The following is a 19,064-nucleotide window of genomic DNA, read 5'->3' as shown; positions in this document are numbered from 1 at the left end:
GACTACCCCGCTGAGCTGGGCAGATACCCTCGCGCTCTGCCCGCAGAATCTAGGGGAAGAACTTCTTCCCCGGGGTTCGTAGTCGTCCGCTAGGAATTTCGCGGGGAGGACTCGAAGGGTAGGGGAAGAGTTTCTTCCCCTACTTTTTGCGGGCGTCCGTCGGACCGGTCAACGAATTTCGATGCACGGTCAACGATTTTGGGCGCACGGTCAACGGGTCAGGCGGGGACGTAGGCCGTCCGTCGTCGGATGTCGATGGGGAGTCCGTCGGCGGGTGTGGGGCCGGTGCCGTAGGTCAGTTCGAGTCGGTAGTCGGCGGGCACCGTCCACTCGAAGCGCTGCAGCATCTGGTGCATGATCGACTTCACTTCCATGCCACCGAAATAGAGGCCGATGCACTTGTGTGCGCCGCCGCCGAAGGGTGCCCACGCGAACCGGTGGACCTTGTCCTCACGACGGTCGTCGGCGAATCGCTCGGGATCCCAGTGCGTCGGGTTCGGCCACCATTCCTTGCGCAGCATCGTGGTCCACGGATGAATGCCGATCATGGTGCCGGCTGGTATGTAGTGACCCAGAATGTCGGTGTCCTGGATGGCTTTTCGGAACAACATGCCGACCGGAGCGTTGATGCGGAGCGTCTCCTTGAAGGCAAGGTCGAGGCTGGGCAGCTTGTCGATGTCGTCGTAGTCGAGGGTCGGCTTGTCCAGGGCCAGCGATTCGGCGCGCAGCCGTTCCTGCCACTCCGGGTAGCGACCGAGGAAATACGCGAGCATCGACAACGCGATGGTGCTGGTGTCGTGGGCGGCCATCATGACGAAGATCATGTGGTTCACCACGTCCTCGTCGCTGAAGGTGTCGCCCTCGGGACTTTCGCTGTGGCACAGGACGCTGAACAGATCGTCGCCGTCGCCGGCTCGCTTGGAGGCGATCTCCGACCGGAAGTAGCGCTGCAGCGCCTCTCGCCCGCGCAATCCACGTGTCCAGGTGCCGAACTTCTTGGTGTCGAAGCGGACGAGGCCCTGTCCGCCACGAACCGCGGCTTCGAAGGAGTCCTCGAGAGCGTGCGCCTCGGTCTCGTTCAGTGACGCGCCCATGAACACCTCGGTCGCCAGCGACAGGGTCAAGTCCTTTGTACGGGAGTACATCGGAAAGCCGTCTTCGATGGGCCAATTGGCGAGGGTCTTCTCGATGTGCGGGGTCATCATGCCCAGGTAGCCCTTGAGTCGGGCGGGCGTGAACGCCTGCTGCATGATGCGGCGGTGATACATGTGGTCCGGTGCATCCATCAGCATGATTCCGCGATGGAAGAACGGGCCGATCATCGGCTCCCATCCCTCCTCGCTCGAGAAGGCCTTCTCGCGGTTCATCCACGCGCATTCGATCGCGTCGGGTCCCACCAGATTCACCACGTTCATGCCGATCGAACCGGACCACGTCACGGGTCCGAAGCGTTCGAAACGGTCCATCGAACTCTTCAGCGGATCGGCCAACGCCTCCAGCGTGTTGCCGATCAACGGCAGCCCGGCCGTACCCATCACCGGCTTGAGGCCAGAACCGGCCGGCGGCTCCGCGAGCGGTCGCGGCGGACTCGGGTAGGCCTTGTTGATTCGCGCCAGCGTGTTCTGGAAAAGCTTCTTCGTATCTGCCACGTCGTACTCCCGCCCGTCCGATCGCGCGGCGGCACCACCCGCGATGACACGAATTCGTTGAACTGTTTCAAGCGTGAGTGTAGGACGCAGAATTCGACCGCGTCATCGATTCGCGGAGATCGGTCGGAGGATTGTCAGGCGACGTGTTCGAGTTCGCGCTGCGGCGCGACGTCACGCGGCAGACGCGCTGCGACCGCGCCCAACGCGACGAGGACAGCGAGTCCCCAGATGAGGTACGTCGATCCGATGAGGTGCTGCCACCACGTCCAGGTCAGCTCGACCTCGTAGCGGTTGGGTACGCGCTGGTGGGGCACGATGAGGAAGATCGCGACGCCTGCGACGACGAGGAACCACCACGCGACGGCCCCTGGCAGGACGGTTCGGATGCCCCAGACGGTCATTGCCATCATCAGCGGGGCAACCCACACCCAGTGCTGATCCCACGACAGCGGAGAACAGAACAACGCCGACATCGCGACCACGAGGAGCGCGCCGACCTCGGTTCCCGCTCGCATGAGTTGCCACGCCACCCACGCGATGAACAGGCCCACGATGAGCGCGAGGAGGAACCAGACGGCGCGTGAGTCGATGCCGAGGCGTTGCAGCTCGCCGTTGATCGACTGGTTGTTGGCAAAGATGGGGCTGCCGATGCGGTCGGTGTCGATCAGTGACTCCGTCCAGTACTGGACCGAATCCTTGGGCGCCAGCAGATAGCCGATGCCGTGGAACGCGAGCGCCGACACGACGCTGACGACAGCCGCGCGCCAATCCCGGCGGAGGACGAAGAAGAGCAGGAAGACGAAGGGGGTCAGCTTGATCGCGATCGCGAGGCCCACGAGAAGACCCCGCCACCAGCGACCGCGTCCGACCAGCGCGTCGATCACCACCAGTGCCATGAGCAGAATGTTGACTTGGCCGAAAGTCAGTGTGTCGCGCACCGGGCCCAACCACAGCGCGACCGCCGCGAACGGCAAGACCAGCCAGGTGATCTCCGCGGCGGTCCGGTCGAGGATTCGCGACATCACGAGCCGCATCACGATGAACAGCAGGCCGATCGAGATCGCGGTGAAGATGGCCGAACCCACCCAGACCGGCACGATCGTAAAGACCGTGAACAGCACCGCCGCGATCGGCGGGTAGGTGAACGGCAGGTAGGCGCCTTGCGACAGCTGCGGCAGTTGGTCGTATAGCCGTCCGCCGTCGAGGAAGTACTGCGCGCCCGTGCGGTAGACGTCGAAGTCGATGCGATACGGCGTCATCGGCTGGTTCGGGAAGACGAAGATGAACAGGAACGCGCCGATGGCGAACGCGACCAGCGCGACCCACCGCGCGGGCGCCGAACGCAGATAGCTGTTCGCCAGTGCCGTCACGACCGACCTCTCTTCCGAGTCGGGATCGTATCGCGCAGACCCGACGGTACCGGGGGCAGGTACTCCGACGTGCCTGGTGGGCGACCTTCGGGCGTGTCGAGGGTCACCTCGCGGCGGCGAGATCCACGTACTCGGCGAGGTGCTCGCCGGTGAGGGTCGACCGATCCGCGACGATGTCGGCGGGCGTGCCCTCGAAGACGATCCGGCCGCCGTCGTGGCCGGCGCCCGGTCCGAGGTCGATGACCCAGTCGGCGTGCGCCATCACTGCTTGATGGTGCTCGATCACGATGACGGACTTACCGGAGTCGACGAGGCGGTCGAGGAGCCCGAGCAGTTGTTCGACGTCGGCCAGGTGCAGTCCGGTCGTCGGTTCGTCGAGGACGTAGACCTCGCCCTTCTCCCCCATCTGTGCGGCCAGCTTGAGGCGCTGCCGCTCACCACCGGACAGGGTCGTCAGCGGCTGACCGACCTTCAGGTAGCCCAGGCCGACGTCGGATAACCGCACAAGGATCTTGTGGGCGGCCGGGATCCGGGCATCGCCGTCACCGAAGAACTCGGTTGCCTGCGCCACCGACATCTCGAGGACCTCGCTGATGTCGCGACCGCCGAGCTTGTAGTCGAGGACCTCGGCCTGGAACCGCTTGCCGTCGCACACCTCGCACACGGTGGCCACCCCGGCCATCATCGCCAGGTCGGAGTAGACGACTCCCGCGCCGTTGCAGTTCGGGCAGGCGCCCTCGGAGTTGGCACTGAACAGTGCGGGTTTGACGCCGTTGGCCTTGGCGAACGCCTTGCGGATGGGTTCGAGGAGACCGGTGTAGGTCGCCGGGTTGCTGCGTCGGGACCCCTTGATCGCGGTCTGGTCGATCGACACCACACCTTCTTCGCGGGTCACCGAACCCTCGATGAGCGAGCTCTTGCCGGACCCGGCAACGCCGGTGACCACCACGAGAACACCGAGCGGGATGTCGACGTCGACGCCCTGCAGGTTGTGGGTGTTTGCCCCGCGGATCGGCAACGTGCCCGAAGGCTCGCGCACCGACTCCTTGAGGCGCGCGCGGTCGTCGAGGTGGTGTCCGGTGAGCGTGTCGCTGGCGCGCAGACCGTCGACAGTGCCCTCGAACATCACCTCGCCGCCGTCCGTGCCCGCGTGCGGACCCAGGTCGACGACGTGGTCGGCGATGGTGATGACCTCCGGCTTGTGCTCGACCACGAGCACCGTGTTGCCCTTGTCGCGCAGTGCCAGCAACAGCTCGTTCATCCGGGTGATGTCGTGCGGATGCAGACCGATCGACGGTTCGTCGAAGACGTAGGTGACGTCGGTCAGCGATGACCCGAGATGGCGGATCAGCTTGGTGCGCTGGGCTTCTCCCCCGGACAGTGTGCCGGCCGGACGTTCGAGGGACAGATATCCCAGACCGATGTCGACGAAGGAGTCGAGGGTGGCCTGCAGGGTCTCGATGAGCGGTGCGGCGGACGGCTCGTCGAGGCCGCGTACCCATTCGGCGAGGTCGCTGATCTGCATCGCGCACACGTCGGCAATGCTGACACCCCCGATCTTCGACGACCGCGCCTCGGCGGACAGCCGACTGCCGTCGCATTCGGGACAGGTCGCGAACGTGATCGCCCGGTCGACGAAGGCCCGGATGTGCGGCTGCATGGCGTCGCGATCCTTGGACAGGAACGACTTCTGAATCCGCGGGATCAGCCCCTCATAGGTGACGTTGATGCCCTCGACCTTGATCTTGGTCGGTTCCTTGTAGAGCAGATCGTTCAACTGCTTCTTGGTGAACTTGGCGATCGGCTTGTCCGCGTCGAAGAAGCCACACCCCCGGAAGATCCGCCCGTACCAGCCTTCCATGCTGTAGCCGGGGATGGTGAGAGCGCCCTCGTTGAGCGACTTTTCGGCGTCGTACAGTGCGGTCAAATCGAAGTCGGAGACCTCACCCCGGCCCTCGCACCGGGGACACATTCCGCCGGTGATGCTGAAACTGCGGCGTTCCTTGACCTTCTGGCCGGCGCGTTCGATGGTGACGGCCCCGGCTCCGCTGATGGATGCGACGTTGAAGGAAAACGCCTGCGGGGATCCGATGTGCGGTTTTCCGAGGCGGCTGAACAGGATTCGGAGAAGTGCGTTGGCATCGGTGGCGGTGCCCACGGTAGACCGCACATTGGCGCCCATCCGTTCCTGGTCGACGATGATGGCGGTGGTGAGACCTTCGAGGACGTCGACGTCGGGCCGCGACTGGCTGGGCATGAAACCCTGGACGAAGGCGCTGTAGGTTTCGTTGATCATCCGCTGGGATTCGGCGGCGATCGTGGCGAACACCAGGGAACTCTTGCCCGAACCGGAAACCCCGGTGAACACGGTGAGCCGACGCTTGGGCAGTTCGACACTCACATTCTTCAGATTGTTCTCCCGGGCGCCGTGCACCCGGATCCGATCATGCGAGTCTGCGACGTGGTCGCTCTGTGCCACAGCGGATTTGGAAGTTCTTGCAGGCATGTGTCGATGGTCCTGTCGGGTCTGCGGAACGGTGGGCTTCAGGGGCGCTGCTGGATGCGGATCATGTTGCCGGCCGGGTCACGAAAGGCGCAGTCGCGAACACCGTAGTCCTGGTCGGTGGGCTCCTGTACCACCTCGGCCTCGCGGGCCGCGATGCGTTCGAAGGCGGCGTCGACGTCGGCGCTGGCAAGGAGCAGACTGCCGTAGGTGCCCTTGGCCATCATCTCGGCGATGACGCGCTGCTCGTCGTCGCCGATACCGGGAGTCGCGGTCGGCGGATACAGGACGATCGAGGTGTCCGGCTGGTCGGGCGGTCCGACGGTGATCCACCGTAAATCGTTGTAGCCGACGTCCATTCGGATCTCGAAACCGAGTGTGTCGCGGTAGAAGGCGATCGCGGCCTCTGGGTCGTTCTGTGGGAGGAAACTGGCGTGAATGGTGATGTCCATGTCTGCCACGCTAGCGACCGGGGAGATTCGACGCTTCTCGATTCCTGATCGGTCTGCCGACCTGCTTGGCCACGCACCCGGGCAGGTCTCCGACGCCCGTGGTGTGCTCGCGGCGATACGTGCTGGGCGACATGCCGACCAGTTCGGTGAACCGCGTACTGAAGGTGCCCAGCGACGAGCAGCCGACGGCGAAACACACCTCCGTGACGGTCATGTCGTCGCGCCGCAGCAGCACCATGGCCCGTTCGATCCGCCGCGTCATCAGATACGAGTACGGGGACTCGCCGTAGGCGGCACGGAACAGACGACTGAGGTGTCCGGCCGACATGTGTACGCCGCGCGCAAGGGCTTCGACATCGAGGGGCTGCTCGTAGTCGCGGTCGATCCGATCACGGACCCGGCGCATCGCCGTGAGATCGCGGAGACGTTGCTGCGAGCCGGTGCTGGTCACAATTTCGATCGTGCCATGCGATCGGGGGCTTCGGAACAGGTGCGCTCACAGGTCGAGCGCCGCGGCGACATCGCGCCGAAGGGTCGCGAGCCGATTATGGGCCGCGGCAAGCGGAATCGGCGCGGCAGCGTCGTCGCAGGGCCGCACGACCTCGAGATAGCACTTCAACTTCGGCTCGGTGCCCGACGGGCGAATGATCACACGATCGTCGTCTGCGGTGTGAAAGACGAGCCCATCGGTAGGCGGTAACGAACCGCCGTCTGCCAGATCCACCACCTCGGTGACCGCTGATCCGGCGAGTCGGTCGATGCCGTCGCGCCGGAGCCTGCGCATCACCTCGGTGATGGTGTCGGTGTTCTCCACTCGAAAACTCAACTGCCCGGTGGCATGCACACCGTGTCGGCGGGCGAGATCGTCGAGGAGGTCGTCGAGGGCGCGCCCGCCGGCGGCCGCAGTCTCCACGAGCGTGAGGACACGGATCATCGTGCTGATCCCGTCCTTGTCTCGCACCGCGTCCGGGTCGGTGCAGTACCCGATGGCCTCCTCGTACCCGAACCGCAGGCCGGGCGTACGGGCGATCCACTTGAAGCCGGTCAGCGTAACCGCGTGGCGCAAGCCGTGGGACTCGGCGATGTGCGCAAGCAGGCGGCTCGAGACGATCGAGCAGGCCAGAGTGTCTCCGGCTCGGTCGGGATCGGTGGCCGCTTGCTCGGCGAGCAGCGCACCGACCTCGTCGCCGGACAACTGCCGCCATCGGCCGTCTCGACCGGGAATCGCGACCGCGCAGCGATCCGCGTCCGGATCCAGCGCGACAACCACATCGGCGACGGTCTTGCGGGCCAGGGCGATGGCGGCGTCGAGCGCGCCGGGCTCTTCCGGATTCGGGAAGGCGACGGTTGGGAAGTCGGCGTCGGGATTGAACTGCGTGACAACCCGGTGGACATCGGCGATACCCGCCTTCGTCAGAACCCGGGTGGCGATCTCTCCCCCGACGCCGTGCAGGGGTGTCAGCACCACACGCACCGGTGAGGGTGCGATCGCGGATCGCAGGCTGGCGACGCGGTCGATGTATGCGTCGACCACGTCATCGGCTACCTGCGTTCTCGACGCGGCGTCGCTCATGGGCACCTTGTCGGCAGGCGGCGCGGCGTGGATGTGTCGCGCGATGTCGGCGTCGGCGGGCGAAACGATCTGGACCCCGCGGCCGGCGGCGTCGGCCGCCCGCCCACCGAGGTACACCTTGTAGCCGTTGTCGGCGGCGGGATTGTGCGATGCGGTGATCATGATCCCCGCGTCGCAGTTCAACGCTCTGGTCGCGTACGCGACCACCGGCGTGGGCAACCGCGGTGGTAGTGCGATGACGTCCACACCGGCGGCATCGAGCACGCCGAGCGCCGCATTCCGGAAATCGGCCGAGCCGTGGCGCGCGTCGCAGCCGACCACCACGCGGGCGTCGTCTCCGGCCACGTCGCGCAGGTAGCTCACCAAGCCCGCCGTCGTCCGCACGATCACCGCCACATTCATCCGGGATTCACCTGCGCCGACGGCCCCGCGCAGTCCGGCCGTGCCGAACTCCAGGGGGCCGGAGAAGCGGTCGGCGAGGTCGGCGGCAGCGTCTGCGTGTCCACGAGTCGCCGCGTCGATCACAGTCGCGAGTTCGGCCCGCGTGGCGGGATCGGGATCGTGTGCCAACCATTGCTGCGCGCGTTCGACGACGCCATTCACCGAATGAATCCTCTCGTCAGCCAGATCGACCCGCCGACCGTATCAATGCCCGCAGACGCCCGCGCATTCAGTGAACAGATGTACACTCAGAAGTATGTCGCAGCTGCGCAAGGATGCCCGCCGGGCCGAGGTACGGGCCGTCGGCCGTCTCGGCTTCACCGAACTGGGCCGAGCCACCCGGGGAATCGCTGCGGTCCATCGCTTGGTATCCGACGGAGTCTTCTCGGGATTCGCGCGAACACCGCTGCGCGCGTGGACGCAGCCGTCGCATCGAGCTCACGACGCGGTGGCGGGCGGTGTGTACACCGCAGTCGCGAGCAGCCTCGAGGTCGCCGCCGACATCGCCGGCGGACTGCTCGACACACCCGGGCGGGCGCCGTCGGCCACACCTCGCGGTGCGGCGATGATCGGCGTGTTGAACGGACTGATCGGTGACGAACTCGAAGCTGCGGGATCTCCGCTCGCCCCGGGCATGGATGTACGCGTCCACGGCGAGCCGGTCGCGGTGTCGACGGATGCGCTGGTGCGAGCGTTTCCGGACCCCACCGGCCACCTCGTCGTCTTCCTCCACGGGCTCATGGAGACCGAGCATGCGTGGCGCCGCGAGGCCCGCGCCACCTATGGCCGACGACTCCAGAGCGACCTGGGCGCGACACCGATCTTCGTGCGGTACAACACCGGTCGGCACATCAGCGACAACGGACGCGACCTCTCGGAGTTGTTGAATCGGCTCGTGCTGTTGTGGCCGACCCCGGTCACCACCTTGACGCTGGTCGGTCATTCCATGGGCGGGCTCGTGATTCGCAGTGCGTGCCACGCCGCGAGTGAGTCGGGCGCGTACTGGCCCGAGGTACTTCGGCACACCGTGAGCCTCGGGACGCCGCATCACGGAGCACCACTGGCGCGCGGTGTGCATGCTGCCACCGCAGCGCTGCGTTCGGTGCCGGTGACGCGTCCGTTCGGCGAGTTGCTCCGCCGACGGAGTGTCGGCGTGCGAGATCTGTTTCACGGCAACCTCATCGACGACGACTGGCGATGGGCGGAGCCCGATGTACTGCGGCAGGCACCCGGCGCCGACATACCGTTGGCGCCCGGCGTACGGCACCTCTATGTGACGGCTTCGGTGACGCGTGATCCTCGACATCCGGTGGGCCGAGTCATCGGTGACGGGTTGGTGCTGATCCCGAGCGGGCGTGGCGAAAGCCGCACCAGGCGTAGGGGATTTCGCGTCGACGACGGACTCCATGTGGGCGGTGCGCATCATTTCACGCTGCTCAACAACGAATCGATCTACCGCTGGATGCGTGCGCAACTGGCACCGCGGCCGCAATTGCCGGTGGGGAGAACCGCCTGAGAAGATGACGCCGTGGAACGGGTGGATTGCCTTGTCGTCGGAGCCGGCGTCGTCGGACTCGCCATTGCGCGCAGGCTCGCTCAGTCCGGGCTCGAGGTGGTGGTGGTCGAGGCCGCCGACGACGTCGGAACGGGTACGAGCGCACGCAATTCGGAAGTGATCCACGCGGGGATCTACTACCCCGCCGAGAGCCGCAAGGCTCGACTCTGCGTCCGCGGACGCGAGTTGCTCTACCGGTACTGCGCCGACCGGGATGTGCCCTACCGGCGGGTAGGCAAGCTGATCGTGGCCGCGACGCCGGACCAGATTCCGGCGCTCGACAGTGTTCGTCGTCGGGGCGTCGACAACGGGGTCCACGACTTGCGACAGATCGACGTGGCCGAGTTGCGCGACCTCGAACCAGCGGTGTCGGGGGCGGGCGCGTTGCTCTCCGGATCGACCGGCATCGTCGACAGCGCCGGTCTGGTGCACGCATTGCGACGCGACCTCGAGGACGCCGGCGGCGCGGTCGCCTTGCGGACCCGGTTTCTGCGCGGTTCGGTGGCCGGGTTCCGGATCACCGTCGAATTGTCTGGGACGCAACAGGTGTCGTGCGGCATGGTGATCAACAGCGCCGGACTGGGCGCCTGGGACGTGGCACGCTCACTGTCCGGTGCGCAACTACCGATCCCACCGAGATATCTGGCCAAGGGGAACTACTTCCGGCTCGAATCGGGTCGCGCGCCGTTCTCACATCTCGTGTACCCGCTGCCCGTCGACGGCGGACTCGGTGTGCACTACACGCTCGACCTCGGGGGTACCGGGCGGTTCGGTCCCGACGTCGAATGGACCGACGCGGTCGACTATGTCGTCGACGACACGCGCGCACGCGCGTTCGAGGATGCGATCATCCGGTATTGGCCTGCGCTGCCCCGCGATTCGCTGACACCCGATTACGCGGGCGTTCGACCCAAGATCAGCGGGCCCGGTGAACCCACCGCGGATTTTCTCGTCCAGGGTCCGCGCACGCACGGCGTCGAGGGTCTGGTGAATCTGTTCGGTATCGAGTCACCAGGCCTGACGTCCTGCCTCGCCCTCGCCGACGACGTCGCAGACGAGTTGACCGCCTCCTGACGTGATCCGGCGGTAGGGCGTCGGCGAGCGACCCCCCGCTGGTCGATCCGACTCACTCAGGCGGGGACGTCCGCTGCCTTCACGCGGCGGCCAGGGTGACGCGAACGGTCACCTGACCCTTCTCGTCGCGGGTGCTCACCGCGTGGCCGCTGTGCTCTTCACCCTCGAGCGTCAGGGTCAGTGGTGCGCCCTCGCCGGTGAAGTTGCGCCACCAGTTCTTGCGGTCGGGCATCGCAACGCCGATGTTGACTTCGTCGCCGTGACGTCGATAGGCAACGGGCAACTCGAAGGATTTGCCCGACCGTCGTCCGGTGTATCGCAGCACGGTGATCGTGCGTGCCGCTCGTTCGCGGATGAAGGGCAGCTTCAGGATCGGGATCGTGATCGCGTTGTTGACCCGGGCAGCTTGCTGAAAAAGGCTCACGCCGGATTCGTATCACGCATGCGGGTCGGGTGCATCCCCGCTGGGCTTGATGAACGCCGCACCCTTCTGTTCGCGACGCTTCATCGCCTGGATCGCGGCGTGCTGCCGGCGGGCGTGATACGCGAGCGGGAAGTACGTGAGACGCTCGGGCAGCACGCGATACGACCCACGCAGGACGGTGTGCATCCGCTCGAGTTGCTTTTGCTCACGATCGCTCCAGGACAGGCCCAAGATCTCGCGCACACGCGGATCCATCACCCCCACCGTCGTGAGGTAGTTGAACTTCTGCATCGGAGCGGCAGCGGTCGTCGCAACCCGCTTCACCGCGGGCCGCATCGCGCGCGGAACCGCGCGCGGCACGGGCGGCGCTGCGCGCATCTGCTCGATGAGCTCGACCGCCACCGGATGCCGGGTCAGCTTGTTCTCGATGAAGTCGTCGAAGTATTCGTCGAACTCCTCGACCGTCTCGGGATACCCGCGCATCGGGACCTGCACGATCTTGGCGATGCGCCGGTTGTCGACGAGTAGCTCACGCTGCTCGTCGCGGCTGAACTCCCGGCCCACCAGCAGCGGTGCGGCGCTGAGCAGCGTCGGGAACGCGGTCGCGATGACCCACTGGTAGGCCTCGGGATTCAGTGCGCTGATGTGCTTGCCCGCCTTGTTGCGCATCTGCAGGGGCTGATGCAGCTTTCGGAGCCGTTTGCCCTCTTCGATCGCCTCCTGGCCACCGTAGATCCAGCGCATCACCGAGTCCGTCGAGCGGATGGCCCGCCCGAGTGGGTCGGTGCGAAAGACCGAGTACTTGTCGACCACATCACCGATGACCGGATGCATCACCTGCATGACGAAGGCAGCGCCGTTCACCGGCAGAAAGGTCAGGTGACCGGCGAGGTCCGCGGTCAACGAGTCGGCAGGCACCAGCTCGATCTCGTCGTCGCGGTTGTTGATGAGGTGGTCGCCACCGGCGAGCCGATCGTCGGTGCTGGGCGGTGACGCGACAGCCTCGTCGGCGCTGGACTGCTCGTGAACCGCGGTCATGATGCTCCCTTGGCGATCGGACAACGAATGTAGTCAGATTACATGACCCGTCAGTTAATGAGAACGAATTCTCGTATTCGAGAGTGTTTCCCGTATCAGGCCGGGCCGATGACCACGGTCCGAGTCCCGAGATCGGGTTCGGACACGGTAAAGATCCTGGTAGCGGGTTTGCGTCCCGGGCGGACCTCGGTCACCTCCATGCCGGCGTCGGCGAGGCGTGCGTGGCTGCGTTCGATGTCGACCGATCGCCACGCGAGCCCCCACAGCGAAACCGGTGCCTCGTCGACGGCACCCTCTACGGCATCGGCGGCATCGAGCGGTGCGCCGTCGTTCGCGATCACTTCGAACACGAGGTCCGACGCGCGGAAGAAGAGCTGATGCACGTCCTCGGCGATGGCTCGGTCGAGCCGGAGATCGAGACCGAATGTCGCGCCGAAGAGTGCCAGCGCCCGATCGCGTCCCGTACACATGAACACCAGGTGGTCGAGACCCGAGATGTCATCGTCGGCAGCGGTCACCGGACGTGGAACGAATGTGGTGATGCCCAACGGAAATCCCACGGCTCGTTGCGAGTTGTCCGCCGCCTCGAGCGCAAGCCCACGACGACCGAGCTGCCGCGCAGCCGGGTCGACGTCATCGACCTCCAGCATCACCGCATGTGTCGACGTCGCCGGCACCGCCTGGATTCTCGTGTTGCCACGCACGAGACGCTCGGTCTCGGTCGCGAGCAGTGTCGCGTGGGCAGCTGCGCACGGTGCGTTCGCGTGCGCGAGATCGACTCGGGCCCCCCTGATCTCGAGTGGGTTCATCGCCTGCGCCCGCCCTTGCGTCCGGAGCTCTTTCGGCCGGTTCGCCGCGCCGTCGGGTCGTCGAGTGCCGGACGTGGTGGCGAGCTGGTGATGTGCCACGCGCCGCAGACACAGTGATACGACCGCAGGTCGGGTCCGCGCGGCCGTTCGCGCCGGGCCCGATCAAGGGCGTCGGCAACCTCCGTCGAGGAGGAAAAGTCGCTCTTGTCAGGAGTCGGACACGGTATGTGGGTGGGCTGCGGAACACGAGGCCGCCGCGGCGGGCGTTCACCGGCGGTGCGTCGTTCGATGTCGCGGTAGAACTCCCCGAGTTCGTCGTCGGAGAACGGGGTCACCGCTCAGCGGGCCATCCACAGGCGCCGCCGGATGACCTCACGCATCCGCCGAAGTTCGGACCCGCTCAACGCTTCTGGCGGTTCTGTCTCCACGAGCCGGCCGACCTCGGAGAAGAAGTCGCGGTCAGACAGACCGAATTGTTCGCCGATCTCACGCGACGACCCACCGCCGAGCGGGTACCAACTCGTCTCGAACTGCAGCATCTGCTGCTGCTTGTTGTCCATTGTCACCGTGCGCCACCGCCAGAGTTGTTCCGAGCACCCGATCTTCCGGTGCTGTTGGGACCGGCGTCGCCTCGTCGCAGTCGAGTGTCACGGCCCCATCGACGTCCTTTGTACACCCGTCGGGCACAGGAATACAGGCGACAACCCACACTGATCTCAAACGTGTCGAAGCGGTGATGAACGGACGGCGAAAAGCCCGCGATCTCAGTCCGAATAGCGCGGAATGACCGAGAAAACCTCCAGGTCCGACGGCACACCTTTCGCCTTGAAACGACGACGCCGCTTGACGTAGTTGTCGTCGTCGGCGACGGCCAGCGTGTCGGCGCTCACGAGCAACTCCCCGGCACCGGCAGCCGCGGCGACTCGTGCCGCGATGTTGACGTCGACACCCAGATAGTCGTCGCCGACCGCGCGAGGTTCGCCCGTGTGCAGGCCGGCCCGCAACTGCGGCCGGTACCCGTCGATCGTCAGGGCACTCACCGCGCAGATCGCCTCATATCCCGCCTCGATGGCCTGGGTGCCGTCGGCGAACACCGCCATCGCGCCGTCCCCGAGGTGCTTGACGATCTTTCCGCCCCGTCGGACCACCACCTCCCGGGTCGCCTCGTTGACCTCGGCCAGCAAGCGGAGGACCTGCTCGTCGCCGACCCGCAGCGCCCAGGTGGAGAATCCGACCAGATCGGTGAACAGAATCGTCGCCGACACCGGACGGTCGTCGCTTCGCATTCCCCGACGCACCAGCGCCTGCCAGATCTGGACGGAGGCCAGGCCCAGCTCCCGTACCGCGCTGGGACGATCGGCCCCCGCCTCTGCGATGAGGCGCGCCAGGCGAGCCGACGCACGATCGCCGGAGACCGGTGGCGGGGCGTCGGGAAGAAGCCGTCGGACCGCTTGCGCCGCCTTGACCGCTCCCCCGCTGGAATTGGTGCGCGCCAAGAACTGTGCGGCTCGACGGGCCGGACCCGGTTCGTCGGAAGCCCCAGCAGGCGGGGCATCGGATCGCCGACCGAGATCACGGTTGTCGCGCGTCGGGGGCTCGTCGTTGGCGACCACGCACCGAAGTGTACGGATATCCGACGAGGACGTGTCCGGCTGTGGGCGCAACGTTTCAGCCGATCGAGCCCGTGGTGGCATGAACCGTCTGGGCCTCACGCCGATTGGCGCGAATGCTGCTGAAGAGCGAAGCGCCGATGAAGGCGACGCCGATGAGTCCCGTGACCAATTCGGGAATGTGCACCTTGACGCTGAGCAGAAGGATGACTGCGAGAGCCCCGATCGCCCAGTGGGCGCCGTGCTCGAGGTAGCGGTACTGCGCGAGCGTGCCCCGGCGCACCAGGTAGATCGTGATCGACCGGACGAACATCGCGCCGATGAAGCCGAGGCCGAGGGCGATGAGGATCGGGTCGGAGGTGATGGCGAACGCGCCGATCACGCCGTCGAACGAGAACGAGGCGTCGAGGATCTCGAGATAGAGAAAGAGAAAAAAGCCCGCCTTACCGACTGCCCTGGTGACCGCAGTGGGTGGGGCGGTCCCGTCGTGGTCGGGACCGTCGATCGCGAACAACGAGCTGAGGCCGTCGACGAGGATGTAGGTGATCAGGCCGAGCAGTCCGGCCACGAGCACGGTGGCGACCTTGTCGTCGGGTGCCAGGAATTCCGCGACGGCGAGCAGCGTCGCTGCCGCGATGACCACGGCGAGTTGGTCGAGCTTTCCGATCGCCGCCAGTGGCCGTTCGAGCCACGTCAACCAGGTGCGCTCGCGGTCGCTGAACACGAAGTTCAGGAAGAGGAGCAGCAGAAACATCCCGCCGAAGGCGGCGATCTGCGGATTCGCCTCCTGCAGAATGACCTCGTAGCTCGGGCTGCCGTCGGCGAAGTGGTCGGCGCCGTCGGGCGGCGGATTCATGGCCAGCCGGAATGCCTCGGCGGGAGCGAGTCCCGCCGTGGCCCAGACGACCGCCAGCGGGAAGAACAGCCGCATCCCGAAGACCGCGATGAGCACGCCGACCGTGAGGAACATGCGCTGCCAGAAGTCGCTCATGCGCTCGAGGACCGTTGCGTTGATCACCGCGTTGTCGAACGAAAGCGAGACCTCCAGGATGCCGAGGATCGCGCACAATGCGAGGCCGGTCCAGCCGCGGTAGGCGAAGGCCGCCGCCAGCGACGCCAGGGTCACCAGTGCGGACAACCCGAAGACGCGAACGATCAACGCAATTTCTCGGCTTCTCGCGCGAGGTTCAGCACCTCGGCGGCAAGTTCGGCCAGTGTCGCGTGATCGGCCCGCTCGGCGAGGGCGGTGCCGAGGTCCTCGGCGGCACACCGCAATGCGAACAGCCGATCCCCCAGCTCAGCCCCTTCGGCCGCCGACAAGATGATCGCGTCGGCGGGAATAGCCGTGCCCTCGACGAGCGTTCTCTGTTCGTAGGCGCGCTGCCGACACGACCGCTTGCAGTACTTGCGGCGTCGGCCCATCTCGGAATCGACCATGCTTCGACCGCACCACGCGCACGCGTACGGACGTTCACGGCGTCGGACGGATTCCACCCGGCAAACGTACCGCGGATGGCCGGGCCTGCGCGCCCGACGTTCGACGGAGTGTCGGGCGGGTAGAATGGGCCTGTTGACGTCCGTCGCAGCGGCCGATGCCGCCTGCGACCCCCGCTGGGACGGATTCCAGGCGGAGCAGAAGAGAACCAGAAACAGCCGACGACGAAAGCTGGAGGACAATTCCATGGCAGATCGAGTACTTCGGGGTAGCCGCCTCGGTGCGGTGAGCTACGAGACCGATCGCGACCACGACCTCGCGCCCCGTCGCATTGTCCAGTACCGCACCGACAACGGCGAGATCTTCGACGTGCCTTTTGCCGACGACGCCGAGGTGCCGTCGAAGTGGCCCTGCAAGAACGGCATGGAGGGCACCATCCTCGAGGGCGCCGAGCCCGAGGAGAAGAAGACCAAGCCGCCGCGCACCCACTGGGACATGCTCCTCGAGCGCCGCAGCGAAGAAGAACTCGAAGTGCTGCTGAACGAGCGCCTCGAACTGCTCAAGCAGCGTCGCAAGGGCGTCACGAACTAAGTGGTGGCCGCCGGCGAGCTCAGGGCCGGCGGCCGACACCCCATCGCTCGAGACGGCTCTGGATGCCCCAGCGCGCGACCATCGTGAACGCCTCGGTCATCACACCGCCGCTCATCTTGGACTCGCCGACTTCCCGTTCGGTGAAGGTGATCGGAACCTCACGCACGTCGAACCCGGCGCGTACGGATCGCCACGCGAGGTCGATCTGGAAGCAGTAACCGGCCGACTCCACCGTGTCCAACTGGATCTTCTCCAGCACGATGCGGCGATAGGCACGGAAACCCGCGGTGATGTCATGCACCCGGGCCCCGAGCGCCAACCGCGCGTAGGTGTTGGCGCCGCGCGACAAGAACTCCCGGCGCCGCGGCCAGTTCACCAGCTTGCCGCCCGGCACGTAGCGTGACCCGATCACCAGGTCGGCGCCGTCGTTGATGGCGTCGAGCAGCCGCGACAACTGCTCAGGGGCGTGACTGCCGTCGGCATCCATCTCGACGATCACCTGGTAGTCGCGATCCAGTCCCCACGCGAAACCGGCCAGGTACGCACGCCCCAGACCGTCCTTCTCCACACGATGCAGCACCTGGATTCGAGACTTGTCGTCGCGCGCGGCCAGATCGTCGGCGACGTCACCCGTGCCATCCGGGCTGGAGTCGTCCACCACCAGAACGTGGATGCCCGGCAACGCAGTGCGGAGCCGGCCGACGATCAGCGGGAGGTTGTCGCGCTCGTTGAACGTGGGTATGACCACGAGCGCACCCGCACCGTCGCTCCCGACGACTTGCCGGGATGCGTCGTCGGGACCGTTGCGCCCGGACGTTGCATCAGTCCCCGCTGCCATCAAGCTCCTTTGTTCCCGACGCCGTATGTGCGTCCTCGTGTGGTCGGCGGACAACTCCGTTCCCGACAGTGAACCTAGTACGCCATCCGATCGCGAACAAAAGCCCCACCAGCGCCACGATCACGGCCACCGCCTGTGGCCAGGCACCCAGCCTTGTTGCCATCGTCTTTCCCTCGTGCAGTGGTAGACGACTCGCCAAGATGGCGGGACGGAAGATGCCGGACTGTGACGCGACTGTGCCGTCGGGTTCGACGAGCGCGCTGACCCCACTTGTCGCAGCGACCACGACCGCCCGACCATGCTCGACAGCGCGCAACTGCGACATCGCCAGCTGCTGGTAGGTCATCGTCGACCGCCCGAATGTCGCGTTGTTGGTGGGCACGAACAGGATCTGCGCCCCGTCGTCCACCGCGTCGCGCGCGGCTCGGTCGAAGGCCACCTCCCAGCAGGTCGCGATGCCCACGTCGACCGTCCCCGATGCGGTGGGCACCGTGACGGCAGAGCGGCCCTCGCCGGGGCGGAAGTTGCCCGCCAGGTCGGCGTAGGACGAGAACATGCGGAAGAACGGCCGCCACGGGAGATACTCGCCGAACGGCTGCACGATGTGCTTGTCGTACCGGTCGACCGGACCTCGCTGCTGATCCCAGACCAGCACGGTGTTGGTGGGCCGACCATCTCCGTTGCGCAACAGGGTGCCGACCAGGATGGGCGCACCGACGGCGACGGACGCCGCGGTGATCTCGGCAGCCGCGTCGGAGTTGTCCAACGGCGAGATGTCGGAGGCGTTCTCGGGCCAGAACACCATGTCGGGACGTTCGGCACGGCCCGTGTTCACCGCCTGCGCCAGGGCGAAGGTGGTACGCACGTGGTTGTCGAGGACAGCGCGGCGCTGCGCGTTGAACTCCAGCCCGAGCCTGGGCACATTGCCCTGAATCGCCGCGATCTTGGTCGACGACGATGACACGTTCCGGTCGAGAGTGGCCGGGGTCAGCGCGATCGCGGCCATCGGAGCAAGCAGTGCGACGACAACAGCGAACGCCGCCACTCGGATGCCCGGTCCGTCGGTACGGCCGTCGGCGCGATACGCGCGGATCAGCACGGCCACCAGCCACGCCACACCGGATCCGAAGAGCGCCACGGCACCCGACACACCCGGGGCCCCGAACACCGACGCGAGCGGCAGCAGCGGGCCGTCGACCTGGCTGAAGGCCACCCGACCCCAGGGGAACCCGCCGAACGGGAATCCGGATCGCAGCGCCTCCACCAGCAGCCACGATGCCGTGAACCAGATCGGCGGACACGGCAGCCGAGTGGTGAGGACTGCGATCGCACCGAAAAGTGCCTGGTAGACCGCAAGTACGGTGGCCAGGGCCAGCCACGGCAGCGGCCCGACGTACTCACCGATCCACGGCAACAAGGGCACGAAGAAGCCGAGTCCGAACACGAATCCGAGCCACGCGCCGGTACGTACTCGCGGACGGCCGATCGTCAGGACCATGTACAGCAGGGCGATGGAGATCACCGCACAGAACCACCACGATCGCGGCGGGAACGCGCCATACATCAGTACACCGGCAACCGCCGAGAGCACCGTGCGCGCGGCCCAATCCATGCGGGCCGAGGTGGCGTGGTCGTAGTCGTCGGTTGAGTGATCTCGACACGGTGCCTCGCTGCGCTCGGTACCGGCTCGATCAGCGGGAGG

18 protein-coding genes are annotated in these 19,064 nt (G+C 66.4%); 3 read left to right on the top strand and 15 right to left on the bottom strand.

Annotated features, from left to right (window positions below; all coding sequences use genetic code 11):
• Window positions 1–218 precede the first annotated feature (218 nt).
• The 6 genes from ABZW74_RS01835 to ABZW74_RS01810 form a co-directional block, all read right to left on the bottom strand.
• Window positions 219–1,649 carry a cytochrome P450 gene (locus tag ABZW74_RS01835; protein ID WP_240857257.1) on the bottom strand — a complete coding sequence of 477 codons (1,431 nt, stop codon included), beginning with the start codon at window positions 1,647–1,649 and terminating at the stop codon, window positions 219–221.
• 134 nt (window positions 1,650–1,783) lie between these two features.
• Complete coding sequence (locus ABZW74_RS01830) at window positions 1,784–3,019, bottom strand: glycosyltransferase 87 family protein (RefSeq protein ID WP_240857258.1); 1,236 nt, start codon at window positions 3,017–3,019, stop codon at window positions 1,784–1,786.
• A 103-nt stretch (window positions 3,020–3,122) separates the two neighbouring features.
• A complete protein-coding gene (locus ABZW74_RS01825) occupies window positions 3,123–5,525 on the bottom strand; it encodes an excinuclease ABC subunit UvrA (protein WP_355273322.1) in 2,403 nt (800 codons plus the stop codon).
• Between the two features lie 38 nt (window positions 5,526–5,563).
• Window positions 5,564–5,974, bottom strand: a complete 411-nt coding sequence (locus tag ABZW74_RS01820; RefSeq protein WP_240857260.1) for a VOC family protein — start codon at window positions 5,972–5,974, stop codon at window positions 5,564–5,566.
• Window positions 5,975–5,984: 10 nt separating this feature from the next.
• Complete coding sequence (locus ABZW74_RS01815; protein ID WP_240857336.1) at window positions 5,985–6,380, bottom strand: helix-turn-helix transcriptional regulator; 396 nt, start codon at window positions 6,378–6,380, stop codon at window positions 5,985–5,987.
• Window positions 6,381–6,470: 90 nt separating this feature from the next.
• Window positions 6,471–8,150 (bottom strand): phospho-sugar mutase, encoded by a 1,680-nt coding sequence (locus tag ABZW74_RS01810; RefSeq protein ID WP_355273319.1) that lies wholly within the window; start codon window positions 8,148–8,150, stop codon window positions 6,471–6,473.
• Between the two features lie 94 nt (window positions 8,151–8,244).
• On the opposite strand from ABZW74_RS01810, the gene ABZW74_RS01805 reads away from it, so the two are divergent.
• Complete coding sequence (locus tag ABZW74_RS01805; RefSeq protein ID WP_355273316.1) at window positions 8,245–9,504, top strand: alpha/beta hydrolase; 1,260 nt, start codon at window positions 8,245–8,247, stop codon at window positions 9,502–9,504.
• A 12-nt stretch (window positions 9,505–9,516) separates the two neighbouring features.
• The gene (locus ABZW74_RS01800) at window positions 9,517–10,617 is read left to right on the top strand and encodes an NAD(P)/FAD-dependent oxidoreductase (RefSeq protein ID WP_355273313.1); all 1,101 of its coding nucleotides are present in this window, start codon (window positions 9,517–9,519) and stop codon (window positions 10,615–10,617) included.
• Between the two features lie 79 nt (window positions 10,618–10,696).
• Here ABZW74_RS01800 and ABZW74_RS01795 read toward each other — a convergent pair whose 3' ends face one another.
• The 7 genes from ABZW74_RS01795 to ABZW74_RS01765 all read right to left on the bottom strand — a co-directional run bounded on the left by ABZW74_RS01795 (window position 10,697) and on the right by ABZW74_RS01765 (window position 15,935).
• Window positions 10,697–11,041 carry a nitroreductase/quinone reductase family protein gene (locus ABZW74_RS01795; RefSeq protein ID WP_355273310.1) on the bottom strand — a complete coding sequence of 115 codons (345 nt, stop codon included), beginning with the start codon at window positions 11,039–11,041 and terminating at the stop codon, window positions 10,697–10,699.
• Window positions 11,042–11,053: 12 nt separating this feature from the next.
• Window positions 11,054–12,079, bottom strand: a complete 1,026-nt coding sequence (locus tag ABZW74_RS01790; RefSeq protein ID WP_240857265.1) for an oxygenase MpaB family protein — start codon at window positions 12,077–12,079, stop codon at window positions 11,054–11,056.
• 95 nt (window positions 12,080–12,174) lie between these two features.
• A complete protein-coding gene (locus ABZW74_RS01785) occupies window positions 12,175–12,987 on the bottom strand; it encodes a VOC family protein (protein ID WP_355273307.1) in 813 nt (270 codons plus the stop codon).
• A 239-nt stretch (window positions 12,988–13,226) separates the two neighbouring features.
• A complete protein-coding gene (locus tag ABZW74_RS01780; RefSeq protein WP_240857267.1) occupies window positions 13,227–13,448 on the bottom strand; it encodes a DUF3263 domain-containing protein in 222 nt (73 codons plus the stop codon).
• A gap of 204 nt (window positions 13,449–13,652) precedes the next feature.
• The gene (locus tag ABZW74_RS01775; RefSeq protein WP_355273304.1) at window positions 13,653–14,501 is read right to left on the bottom strand and encodes an adenylate/guanylate cyclase domain-containing protein; all 849 of its coding nucleotides are present in this window, start codon (window positions 14,499–14,501) and stop codon (window positions 13,653–13,655) included.
• Window positions 14,502–14,556: 55 nt separating this feature from the next.
• A complete protein-coding gene (locus ABZW74_RS01770; RefSeq protein ID WP_240857269.1) occupies window positions 14,557–15,657 on the bottom strand; it encodes a DUF475 domain-containing protein in 1,101 nt (366 codons plus the stop codon).
• Complete coding sequence (locus tag ABZW74_RS01765; RefSeq protein ID WP_240857270.1) at window positions 15,654–15,935, bottom strand: hypothetical protein; 282 nt, start codon at window positions 15,933–15,935, stop codon at window positions 15,654–15,656. Before ABZW74_RS01765 ends, ABZW74_RS01770 begins: the two co-directional genes overlap by 4 nt.
• 244 nt (window positions 15,936–16,179) lie before the next feature.
• On the opposite strand from ABZW74_RS01765, the gene ABZW74_RS01760 reads away from it, so the two are divergent.
• Window positions 16,180–16,524 (top strand): RNA polymerase-binding protein RbpA, encoded by a 345-nt coding sequence (locus tag ABZW74_RS01760; protein ID WP_160902307.1) that lies wholly within the window; start codon window positions 16,180–16,182, stop codon window positions 16,522–16,524.
• A gap of 19 nt (window positions 16,525–16,543) precedes the next feature.
• Here ABZW74_RS01760 and ABZW74_RS01755 read toward each other — a convergent pair whose 3' ends face one another.
• On the bottom strand, window positions 16,544–17,362 hold the full coding sequence (locus tag ABZW74_RS01755) for a polyprenol monophosphomannose synthase (RefSeq protein ID WP_240857271.1): 819 nt from the start codon (window positions 17,360–17,362) through the stop codon (window positions 16,544–16,546).
• Complete coding sequence (lnt, locus tag ABZW74_RS01750) at window positions 17,346–18,974, bottom strand: apolipoprotein N-acyltransferase (protein ID WP_355273386.1); 1,629 nt, start codon at window positions 18,972–18,974, stop codon at window positions 17,346–17,348. Before lnt ends, ABZW74_RS01755 begins: the two co-directional genes overlap by 17 nt.
• Window positions 18,975–19,064 lie beyond the last annotated feature (90 nt).

It is taken from the genome of Gordonia sp. NPDC003585 (genome assembly GCF_040610755.1).
GTDB lineage: Bacteria > Actinomycetota > Actinomycetes > Mycobacteriales > Mycobacteriaceae > Gordonia.
Note: the sequence above shows the minus strand (reverse complement) of the source record. Positions and strands in the feature narration are given on the sequence as shown.